The sequence below is a fragment of the Pseudomonas sp. PS01299 genome, assembly GCF_029960145.1.
Classification (GTDB): Bacteria; Pseudomonadota; Gammaproteobacteria; order Pseudomonadales; family Pseudomonadaceae; genus Aquipseudomonas; species Aquipseudomonas putida_A.
Map to the genome: position 1 here is coordinate 1 of NZ_JASCPO010000213.1, position 10084 is coordinate 10084.

The window sequence follows — 10084 nt, forward strand, 5'->3', positions numbered from 1 at the left end:
AGCTTGCTCCCGCTTGAGTGCGCAGCGCTCACAAGCTTTTCGGGTCTGCTACGCAGCCCAGCGGGAGCAAGCTCCCTCGCCACAAAAGCTCATTCCACAGTTCAGACGCCGAACTGGGCGCGATACGCTTCCACGGCTGGCAAATGCTGCTTGAGCTGCGGGTCGTCGGCGAGGAATTCCAGCACCTGGTTCAGCGAAACGATGCTGATCACCGGAATACCGAAGTCACGCTCGACTTCCTGGATCGCCGACAATTCACCGTTGCCACGCTCCTGACGGTTCAGGGCGATCAGCACGCCGGCCGCCTTGGCGCCGTCCTGGGACGCGATGATCTGCATCACTTCGCGGATCGCGGTGCCGGCAGTGATCACGTCGTCGATGATCAGCACGTCACCGGTCAGCGGCGCGCCGACCAGGCTGCCGCCTTCGCCGTGGGCCTTGGCTTCCTTGCGGTTGAAGCACCATGGCAGGTCACGGTTGTGGTGTTCGGCCAACGCGACAGCGGTGGTGGCTGCCAGCGGGATGCCTTTGTAGGCCGGGCCAAACAATACGTCGAAAGGAATGCCGCTTTCGGCGATGGCTGCCGCGTAGAAACGCCCCAGTTGCGCCAGGGCCGAACCCGAGTTGAACAGGCCGGCATTGAAGAAGTAAGGACTGGTGCGCCCGGACTTCAGGGTGAACTCACCGAAGCGCAAAACGCCGCGATCGATGGCAAAACGAATGAAATCGCGCTGATACGCTTGCATGAAAAAAACCCCAAATACCACGGATTTAGCTAATTAGCTTGACGCCGTGTATCATACACGCACGCGATTTTTGGGGCCATTTATGCGGATCATCAGTGTGAACGTCAATGGTATTCAGGCTGCAGTCGAGCGTGGTTTGCTCAGTTGGCTGCAGGCACAGAATGCCGACGTCATCTGCCTGCAGGACACCCGTGCCTCCGCCTTTGAACTGGATGACCCAGCCTTCCAACTGGATGGCTACTTCCTTTATGCCTGCGATGCTGAAGTCCCTGCCCAAGGTGGCGTGGCTTTGTATTCGCGGTTGCAACCGAAGGCTGTCATCAGCGGTCTCGGTTTCGAGACGGCCGACCGCTACGGGCGCTACCTGCAAGCAGATTTCGACAAAGTCAGTATTGCCACCTTGCTGCTCCCTTCGGGGATGAACGGCGATGAGGACTTGAACCAGAAGTTCAAGCTCATGGACGACTTCGGCAAGTACCTGGACAAGCAGCGGCGTAAACGTCGCGAGTACATTTATTGTGGCTCGCTGTACGTTGCGCAGCAGAAGCTCGACATAAAGAACTGGCGCGACAGCCAGCAATCCCCGGGCTTCCTGGCGCCAGAACGCGCCTGGATGGACGAGATTGTCGGCAACATGGGCTATGTCGATGCCCTGCGCGAAGTCAGCCGCGAAGGTGACCAGTACAGCTGGTGGCCGGACAACGAACAGGCCGAGATGCTGAATCTGGGCTGGCGCTTCGACTACCAGCTGCTGACCCCAGGCTTGCGCCGTTTCGTACGCAGCGCGCGCCTGCCACGTCAGCCACGGTTCTCGCAGCACGCGCCGCTGATCGTCGACTACGACTGGACGCTGACCATCTAAGCGTCGATCCGTCGTTAAAAAAATGCCCGTATCGCTGGATACGGGCATTTTTTATGCCGCGCCTGAAGCAGTCCTGACCTCAGACGGCGACAAAAAACGGCAAGGCCAGGTAAAGCTTGATGACGATCACATTGATGATGTCGATGAAGAATGCACCGACCATCGGCACCACCAGAAACGCAATCTGCGAAGGCCCGAAACGCTGCGTCACCGCCTGCATGTTCGCAATGGCGGTTGGCGTTGCGCCCAGGCCAAAACCGCAATGCCCCGCCGCCAGGACCGCCGCGTCGTAGTTACTGCCCATCACTCTGAATGTCACAAAAATCGCAAACAGCGCCATGACCAACGTTTGCGCAGCCAGGATGATGAATATCGGCAGTGCCAACGCTGCCAGATCCCAGAGTTTGAGAGACATCAAGGCAATTGCCAGAAACAGCGACAGGCTGACATTGCCCAGCACCGACACTTCACGCTCGAATACCTGATACAGGCCCAGCGCCGATAGCCCGTTACGTAGCATCACCCCCACAAACAAAACGCAGACAAACGTTGGCAACTCGAATGCGGTTCCGTGCAGAAAGCCATTCAGAAGATTGCCAGCCAATAAACTGACCGCAATCAATGCCAGTGTCTCGATAAACGAAAAGGGCGTAATCGAGCGCTCTTTGTTCGGCTGCTCAAAACCCTTTGGCATCCGTGGCGTTTCTTGAAACTGGCAACCGGGCACCTCAACGCGTTTGATGAGCAGGCGGGCCACAGGCCCACCTATCAAACCGCCCAGGACCAAGCCGAAGGTTGCCGAGGCGATTGCAAGCTCGGAGGCCGAAGCAAGGCCGTACTTTTCACTGAATACCGTGCCCCACGCCGCCCCCGTACCGTGACCGCCCGCAAGCGTGATCGAACCCGTCAGGAGCCCCATCAACGGATCAAGACCCAACGTTTTGGCAAGGCCAATGCCCAAAGCGTTCTGAACCACCAGAAGCCCGGTAACCGCCAGTAGAAATATGCCGACTACGCGACCACCCTTTTTCAGGTTGGCAAAGTCTGCGCTCAAACCGATTGTGGCAAAGAAAGCCAACATCAACGGCGTCTGCAGTGAAGTATCGAATCTGATTTCTATATCAAAAGTTCGCAATATCAATAAACCCAGCGCAACCACCAGTCCACCGGCGACGGGTTCAGGAATATTGTAATTACGCAGAAATCCGACTCGTGCAATAAGTCCGCGCCCCAGTAATAGCACCAGAGAGGCGGCCACGAGCGTTCCATAAAAATCGAGCTGGATCATTGGGGATATTCTTGGCTATTTATTCATCAGGCGCACTTTTACCCGCGCACGCCTATTGAATCGGCTGATTGTCTCAACACTGATTGATGTGGAATTCAAGGGCCTTTGATGGCTTGAATATATCGAGATATTTCTGAAGCAAAGTTGCGCGGAGCAACCTTAACAATCGACAAGTCCTGTTGCCAAGGACTGAGATCGCGTTAAAGCATTGCAGTTGTGACTAAAAGTGTAGGCGTTAGATATATAAAAAATATCCACTACCGCTTGTCGCAGATAGAACTGTTCCTACACGAAAGAGTAATTATTCGAGTTGCAAAAACACAAATGCCCTGACAAGTCAGGGCATTTACATTAAAACTTTGCGAGTCACGGAGGCTTTGCATTGATCGTTATTTGATCAGTCGCCAAGTGAATGGATAACGGTAGGGAAAGCCTTCGTTCGCCTTCACCCCGGCAATGATCGTCAGCACCAACGCGCCGATGGCCAGCAGGCCCAGCAAGAAGAAGCCGATGATCAACACCATCAGCAGCAGACAGATCGCGGCAGCAATCGCCACGGTGATTTGAAAGTTCAGCGCTTCCTTGCCCTGAGCGTCGATGAATGGATCGGTCTCGCGCTTCATTTGCCACAGGATCAGCGGCCCGATCAGGTTGCCGAACGGAATCCAGATCCCCAGCAAGGCGGACAAGTGACAAAACATCGCCCATTGACGAACCTCCTGGCTCGGCTTGGGCAGCAACTCTTGCTCATCACTCATCACGTCCTCCTTGCGGGTTGCGAACCTGCTCAGTCGGCCAGTGCAGCCTTTTGCAGTTCGAAGATTTCGTTCATGCCTTTCTTCGCCAGTTCCAGCATGGCGTTCAGATCTTCAGGCTGGAACGGCGCGCCTTCGGCGGTGCCCTGGACTTCGATGAAGCCACCGGTGCTGGTCATCACCACGTTGAGGTCGGTCTCGGCGGCGGAATCTTCAAGATAGTCCAGATCCAGCACTGGCTCGCCCTGATACATGCCGACCGATACCGCGCCGATCATTTGCTTGAGCGGGTCGCCGCCTTTCAGGCCGCCGCGCTTCTTGATCACTTTCAGTGCATCGACCAGTGCCACCATGGCGCCGGTGATAGAGGCGGTGCGGGTGCCGCCGTCAGCCTGGATCACGTCGCAGTCGACGTACAGGGTCACGTCGCCCAGCTTGGACATGTCCAGCGCAGCGCGTAGCGAACGGCCGATCAGGCGCTGGATTTCCAGGGTGCGGCCGCCCTGCTTGCCACGGCTGGCTTCACGCTGGTTACGCTCGCCAGTGGCGCGCGGCAGCATGCCGTACTCGGCGGTCAACCAGCCCTGGCCTTGCCCTTTGAGGAAGCGCGGCACGCCGTTTTCGACGCTGACGGTGCAGATGACCTTGGTATCACCGAATTCGACCAGTACGGATCCCTCGGCGTGTTTGGTGTAGTTGCGGGTAATGCGGATCGAGCGAAGCTGATCGGCAGCGCGACCACTTGGACGTTTCATAGGGAATACCTGTACTGGGGACGGAAAACTGCCGAGCATTATAGAGCGCTGCACCGCGCCTGGGCACGGGTTAAAAATTCCGACCGTCGACCCAGAGGCCTGAAACGCGCATAACCGACGGCCTGCAGCCCTTTGTCACACCGTGTGTTTGGGCGCATCCGCCGCACTGCGCTACAATCCTGCGCCTTTGCTGCCAGTCGGCTTAAATTCATTGATATCGAGCCTGCGGAACATCCCTTCTGCGCCGATCTGCATTGCGAGGTCACCGCCATGGTGCACAGCATGACCGCCTTCGCCCGCGTCGAGAAAGCCGGCGTCCAGGGCACCCTGAGCTGGGAGCTGCGCTCGGTCAACAGCCGCTATCTGGAACCGCACCTGCGCTTGCCGGAGTCGTTCCGCGACCTCGAGGGCGCGGTGCGTGAAGCCCTACGTCAGGGCCTGTCGCGGGGCAAACTGGAATGCACCCTGCGCTTCACCGAAGAAAGCACCGGCAAGCCGTTGCAGGTCGACCGCGAGCGCGCCGCGCAACTGGTCGCCGCCGCCGAAACCGTTGCCGGCCTGATCAAGAACCCGGCAGCACTCAACCCGCTGGAAGTGCTGGCCTGGCCCGGCGTACTGGTGGCCGACGCCACTGATCCACAGGCGCTGAACGCCGAGGCGCTGGCGCTGTTCAATCAAGGTCTCAAGGAACTCAAGGCCGGCCGCGAGCGCGAAGGCGCGGAGCTGGCACGCCTGATCAACGAGCGCCTGACTTCCATTGAAGAGGACGTCGTGACCTTGCGTGAACTGGTGCCGCAGATGCTCGCGACCCAGCGTCAGAAAGTCCTCGACCGCTTCACCGACATGAAGGCCGAACTGGACCCGCAGCGCCTGGAACAGGAAATGGTCATGCTCGCGCAAAAGAGCGATGTGGCCGAAGAACTGGATCGCTTGAGCACCCACATCATCGAAGTTCGCCGGGTGCTCAAGTCCGGCGGTGCCGCCGGTCGGCGCCTGGACTTCCTGATGCAGGAACTCAACCGCGAAGCCAACACACTGGGCTCCAAGGCCTTCGACCCGCGCAGCACCCAGGCCGCCGTCAACCTCAAGGTGTTGATCGAGCAGATGCGCGAACAAGTGCAGAATATTGAGTAAGGCAACAGACATGACCCACAGCACCGGCACCCTGTACATCATTTCCGCGCCATCGGGCGCAGGCAAGAGCAGCCTGGTCAAGGCTTTGACCGATGCCAATCCGGAGATCCGCGTCTCGATCTCCCACACCACCCGCGCCATGCGTCCGGGTGAAGTGGACGGCGTGAACTATCACTTCGTGACTCGCGAAGAGTTCGTGAAGATGGGCGAGCACGGCGATTTCCTCGAACGCGCCGAAGTCTTCGGCAACTTCTATGGCACCTCACAAAGCCGCCTGCAGCAGACGCTGGACGAAGGTCACGACCTGATTCTGGAAATCGACTGGCAAGGCGCCGAACAAGTGCGCAAGCTGATGCCGCAAGCACGCTCGATCTTCATCCTGCCGCCGTCGTTGCAAGCATTGCACCAGCGCCTGACCAACCGTGGCCAGGACAGTGACGAGATCATTGACGGGCGGATGCGCGAAGCCGTCAGCGAGATGAGCCACTATGTCGAGTACGACTATCTGATCATCAACGACGATTTCGCCCATGCACTGGACGATCTTAAGGCGATTTTCCGCGCCAATCAGCTGCAACAGAAACGCCAGCAGGTACGTTTCGGCAAATTACTGGCCGAACTGCTCGGTTAATCAGCACTTCCCAAAACCGCTGCAAGCGCTTTACATTGGTGCTTGCAGCGCGTTGAAGGGTCTGGTCAAAAAATCAGCGCTTCCCTAATCGCTGGTGATTTTTTAAACTGCTCAGTCCGCTCGCCCAACCGGGCAGCGCGCATATTGCATTCGCTCCGAGGAATACCATGGCCCGCGTAACCGTTGAAGACTGCCTAGAACACGTGGAAAACCGCTTTGAGCTGGTCATGCTCTCTACCAAGCGTGCCCGTCAACTGGCCACCGGCGGCAAAGAGCCACTGGTCCAGTGGGAAAACGACAAGCCGACCGTTGTCGCCCTGCGTGAAATCGCAGAAGGCCTGATGAGCTACGAGTTCATCGCCGAGCAGGAAATCGTCCACGAAGACCCGGTCTTCGCTGCGTTCGAGGACGAGTCCAACGAGGCCGTCTAAGCCTATGCCTGGTCGACGTAGCACGGCGCGGGAACACAGCCTACGGCAGGAGTCATCATGCCGAGCATAGACGCCCTCGCCGATCGCTTATCGACCTACCTCGGCAATGACCAGGTCAACCTGGTCCGCCGAGCGTATTTCTACGCCGAACAAGCCCATGACGGTCAGCGCCGTCGCAGCGGCGAGGCGTACGTCACGCACCCTCTTGCGGTGGCGAATATTCTTGCCGACATGCACATGGACCATCAGAGCCTGATGGCCGCGATGCTGCATGACGTGATCGAAGACACCGGTATCGCCAAGGAAGCGCTGCAAGCGCAGTTCGGTGAAACCGTGGCCGAACTGGTCGACGGGGTCAGCAAACTGACCCAGATGAACTTCGAGACCAAGGCCGAAGCCCAGGCTGAAAACTTCCAGAAAATGGCCATGGCCATGGCGCGCGACATTCGCGTGATCCTGGTCAAACTCGCCGACCGCCTGCACAACATGCGCACGCTGGAAGTGCTGTCCGGGGAAAAACGCCGCCGGATCGCCAAGGAAACCCTCGAAATCTACGCGCCCATCGCCAACCGGCTGGGCATGCACGCCATTCGTATCGAATTCGAAGACCTCGGCTTCAAGGCGATGCACCCGATGCGTTCCGCGCGGATCTACCAGGCGGTCAAGCGCGCCCGGGGCAACCGCAAGGAAATCGTCAACAAGATCGAAGAGTCCCTCGGCCACTGCCTCGCGATCGACGGCATCCAGGGCGAAGTCAGCGGTCGCCAGAAACACCTCTACGGCATCTACAAGAAAATGCGCGGCAAGCGTCGGGCCTTCAACGAGATCATGGACGTCTATGCGTTCCGGATCATCGTCGACAAGGTCGATACCTGCTACCGCGTGCTGGGTGCTGTGCATAATTTGTACAAACCGTTGCCGGGACGCTTCAAGGATTACATCGCGATTCCCAAGGCCAACGGCTATCAGTCGCTGCACACCACGCTGTTTGGCATGCACGGCGTACCGATCGAGATCCAGATCCGCACCCGCGAAATGGAAGAAATGGCCAACAACGGCATTGCCGCTCACTGGCTGTATAAATCCAGCGGTGACGAGCAGCCGAAAGGCACTCACGCCCGCGCCCGCCAGTGGGTCAAAGGCGTGCTGGAAATGCAGCAACGTGCCGGCAACTCGCTGGAATTCATCGAGAGCGTGAAGATCGACCTGTTTCCGGACGAGGTCTACGTGTTTACGCCCAAAGGCCGGATCATGGAGCTGCCCAAAGGCTCCACGGCGGTCGACTTTGCCTACGCGGTGCACACCGACGTCGGCAACAGCTGCATCGCCTGCCGGATCAACCGCCGTCTCGCACCGCTGTCCGAACCGCTGCAAAGCGGCTCCACGGTCGAGATCGTCAGCGCACCCGGCGCGCGGCCGAATCCGGCGTGGCTCAACTTCGTGGTCACCGGCAAGGCACGTACGCACATCCGCCATGCACTGAAACTGCAACGTCGCTCCGAGTCCATCAGCCTCGGCGAACGCCTGCTGAACAAGGTGCTCAACGGTTTCGACAGCTCACTGGAGAAGATCCCGGCCGAGCGCGTCAAGGCGATGCTCACCGAATACCGCCTCGAACTGATCGAAGATTTGCTCGAAGACATTGGCCTGGGCAACCGCATGGCCTATGTCGTGGCGCGCCGTCTGCTCGGCGAAGGCGAGCAGCTGCCGAGCCCGGAAGGCCCGTTGGCGATTCGCGGTACCGAAGGTCTGGTGCTCAGTTACGCCAAATGCTGCACGCCGATCCCGGGCGACCCGATTGTCGGGCACCTGTCGGCGGGCAAAGGCATGGTCGTGCACCTGGACAACTGCCGCAACATCAGCGAAATCCGGCACAACCCGGAAAAATGCATCCAGCTCTCGTGGGCCAAGGATGTCACCGGTGAATTCAACGTCGAGCTGCGCGTCGAGCTGGAGCACCAGCGCGGCCTGATCGCCCTGCTGGCCAGCAGCGTCAACGCGGCCGACGGCAATATCGAGAAAATCAGCATGGACGAGCGCGATGGCCGCATCAGCGTCGTCCAACTGGTGGTCAGCGTCCACGACCGTGTGCACCTGGCCCGCGTGATCAAGAAACTGCGCGCCCTGACCGGGGTCATCCGCATCACCCGCATGCGTGCCTAATTCACACCTAACAAGGAGTCATACATGACCAAGACCGTTATCACCAGTGACAAGGCCCCAGCCGCCATCGGTACCTACTCCCAGGCGATCAAGGCCGGCAACACCGTCTACATGTCGGGCCAGATTCCTCTGGACCCAAAGACCATGGAACTGGTTGAAGGCTTCGAAGCCCAGACCGTCCAGGTGTTCGAGAACCTCAAAGCCGTGGCTGAAGCCGCTGGCGGTTCGTTCAAGGACATCGTCAAGCTGAACATCTTCCTCACCGACCTGAGCCACTTCGCCAAGGTCAACGAGATCATGGGCAAGTACTTCGACCAGCCGTACCCGGCCCGCGCGGCCATCGGCGTTGCTGCCCTGCCGAAGGGTTCGCAAGTCGAAATGGATGCCATCCTGGTCATCGAGTAATGCACACGGCGCAGCCTTCAAACGCTGCGCCGACTGCTCTGCGGTAAAGAAAAGGTTTTGAAAGGATTCCACCATGCGCAAAGCGCTTGCTCTCTCGCTGCTCGCCATTTTCCTCGGCGGCTGTGCCAGCGACCCCGCCGACCGTGACATCAGCGGCACCTGGATCAACCAGGTGGCGATCGACGCTGCTGCCAAGGGCGGCCCTCTGCGCGAAGCGCTTCAGGCCTATGGCCCGAACCTGGAGTGGGACGTCAACACCAAGGCCGGTCAGGCCCGCTACACCAACGGTTTCGAGAACGTCGAAGGACGGCTGCAGGGCGAACAGTCCGGCGCCTGGAAAGTCGACTTCTATGGCAGCTCCGGCAGTGAGCTGAAGCGCGACGGCGGACGGATGAAACAAGCCGCCACCGAGAACGAGCCGGATCAGTTGTTCGACCGCGCACAAATCCCCGTGCCGGAAGGCGCACCGATTGGCGCCAGTTTCGAACGCGCACTGTATTCGGCCTATCTGGGCGGCAGCTGGAAGATTGCCAGCGGCGACGGCGAAGGCAACACCGTGCAGTTCCAGGCCGATGGCCAGGTCTCCGGCCTGCCCGGCGCCGACCGCTATGCCCTGTGCCTGGCAGGCGACTGCGCCTCGATGAACAGCGACCACGACAGCATGTGGCTGCAACTCAACGGCCAGGGCAACAACTGGATCTTTGCCCGCAAAGGCAAGGCGCTGGAGATTTTCCAGGCAGTGAATACCGCACTGGCGGATGAAATGCCGCAGTTCACCCCGGGTGAACGCAAGTGGTTGCTTGAGAAGCAATAACCACACCTGAGAACAACACGTAACCCTGTGGGAGCGGGCTTGCTCGCGAAGAGGGTGTGTCAGTCGACATCAATGTTGCCTGACACACCCTCTTCGCGAG

Annotated in this window: 11 protein-coding genes; 7 read left to right on the forward strand and 4 right to left on the reverse strand. The window is 59.1% G+C overall.

Annotated elements, in window-relative coordinates; translation table 11 throughout:
* Positions 1-101: 101 nt before the first annotated feature.
* A complete protein-coding gene (gene pyrE / locus QMX91_RS25100; protein WP_011336558.1) occupies positions 102-746 on the reverse strand; it encodes an orotate phosphoribosyltransferase in 645 nt (214 codons plus the stop codon).
* Between the two features lie 82 nt (positions 747-828).
* Between pyrE and QMX91_RS25105 the strand changes: the two genes are divergently transcribed.
* Positions 829-1608: an exodeoxyribonuclease III gene (locus QMX91_RS25105; protein WP_003229491.1), complete on the forward strand. Its 780-nt coding sequence runs from the start codon at positions 829-831 to the stop codon at positions 1606-1608.
* 79 nt (positions 1609-1687) lie between these two features.
* On the opposite strand, the gene gltS is transcribed toward QMX91_RS25105, so the two are convergent.
* From gltS to rph, 3 genes are all read right to left on the reverse strand, one after another.
* Positions 1688-2896, reverse strand: coding sequence for a sodium/glutamate symporter (gltS, locus tag QMX91_RS25110; RefSeq protein WP_096796084.1), 1209 nt, complete (start codon positions 2894-2896; stop codon positions 1688-1690).
* A 389-nt stretch (positions 2897-3285) separates the two neighbouring features.
* Entirely contained in the window at positions 3286-3654 is a 369-nt protein-coding gene (locus tag QMX91_RS25115; RefSeq protein WP_003229492.1) for a DUF4870 domain-containing protein, read from the reverse strand.
* 29 nt (positions 3655-3683) lie between these two features.
* A complete protein-coding gene (gene rph, locus QMX91_RS25120) occupies positions 3684-4406 on the reverse strand; it encodes a ribonuclease PH (protein WP_027610407.1) in 723 nt (240 codons plus the stop codon).
* 270 nt (positions 4407-4676) lie between these two features.
* Here rph and QMX91_RS25125 point away from each other — a divergent pair, with 270 nt between their 5' ends.
* From QMX91_RS25125 to QMX91_RS25150, 6 genes are all read left to right on the forward strand, one after another.
* Entirely contained in the window at positions 4677-5540 is an 864-nt protein-coding gene (locus QMX91_RS25125; protein ID WP_102356281.1) for a YicC/YloC family endoribonuclease, read from the forward strand.
* Positions 5541-5550: 10 nt separating this feature from the next.
* Complete coding sequence (gene gmk, locus QMX91_RS25130) at positions 5551-6171, forward strand: guanylate kinase (RefSeq protein ID WP_003229498.1); 621 nt, start codon at positions 5551-5553, stop codon at positions 6169-6171.
* 167 nt (positions 6172-6338) lie between these two features.
* On the forward strand, positions 6339-6602 hold the full coding sequence (gene rpoZ / locus QMX91_RS25135; RefSeq protein WP_003229503.1) for a DNA-directed RNA polymerase subunit omega: 264 nt from the start codon (positions 6339-6341) through the stop codon (positions 6600-6602).
* Positions 6603-6659: 57 nt separating this feature from the next.
* Complete coding sequence (spoT, locus tag QMX91_RS25140) at positions 6660-8765, forward strand: bifunctional GTP diphosphokinase/guanosine-3',5'-bis pyrophosphate 3'-pyrophosphohydrolase (RefSeq protein WP_007920338.1); 2106 nt, start codon at positions 6660-6662, stop codon at positions 8763-8765.
* 24 nt (positions 8766-8789) lie between these two features.
* Positions 8790-9170 carry a RidA family protein gene (locus QMX91_RS25145; protein ID WP_003229509.1) on the forward strand — a complete coding sequence of 127 codons (381 nt, stop codon included), beginning with the start codon at positions 8790-8792 and terminating at the stop codon, positions 9168-9170.
* A gap of 73 nt (positions 9171-9243) precedes the next feature.
* A complete protein-coding gene (locus QMX91_RS25150; RefSeq protein ID WP_027610405.1) occupies positions 9244-9984 on the forward strand; it encodes a hypothetical protein in 741 nt (246 codons plus the stop codon).
* Positions 9985-10084: the final 100 nt, after the last annotated feature.

Bases quoted from the DNA above. Each gene is read 5' to 3' on its own strand.
- pyrE (WP_011336558.1), bottom strand. From the start codon at position 746: ATGCAAGCGTATCAGCGCGATTTCATTCGTTTTGCCATCGATCGCGGC.
- QMX91_RS25105 (WP_003229491.1), top strand. From the start codon at position 829: ATGCGGATCATCAGTGTGAACGTCAATGGTATTCAGGCTGCAGTCGAG.
- gltS (WP_096796084.1), bottom strand. From the start codon at position 2,896: ATGATCCAGCTCGATTTTTATGGAACGCTCGTGGCCGCCTCTCTGGTG.
- QMX91_RS25115 (WP_003229492.1), bottom strand. From the start codon at position 3,654: ATGAGTGATGAGCAAGAGTTGCTGCCCAAGCCGAGCCAGGAGGTTCGT.
- rph (WP_027610407.1), bottom strand. From the start codon at position 4,406: ATGAAACGTCCAAGTGGTCGCGCTGCCGATCAGCTTCGCTCGATCCGC.
- QMX91_RS25125 (WP_102356281.1), top strand. From the start codon at position 4,677: ATGGTGCACAGCATGACCGCCTTCGCCCGCGTCGAGAAAGCCGGCGTC.
- gmk (WP_003229498.1), top strand. From the start codon at position 5,551: ATGACCCACAGCACCGGCACCCTGTACATCATTTCCGCGCCATCGGGC.
- rpoZ (WP_003229503.1), top strand. From the start codon at position 6,339: ATGGCCCGCGTAACCGTTGAAGACTGCCTAGAACACGTGGAAAACCGC.
- spoT (WP_007920338.1), top strand. From the start codon at position 6,660: ATGCCGAGCATAGACGCCCTCGCCGATCGCTTATCGACCTACCTCGGC.
- QMX91_RS25145 (WP_003229509.1), top strand. From the start codon at position 8,790: ATGACCAAGACCGTTATCACCAGTGACAAGGCCCCAGCCGCCATCGGT.
- QMX91_RS25150 (WP_027610405.1), top strand. From the start codon at position 9,244: ATGCGCAAAGCGCTTGCTCTCTCGCTGCTCGCCATTTTCCTCGGCGGC.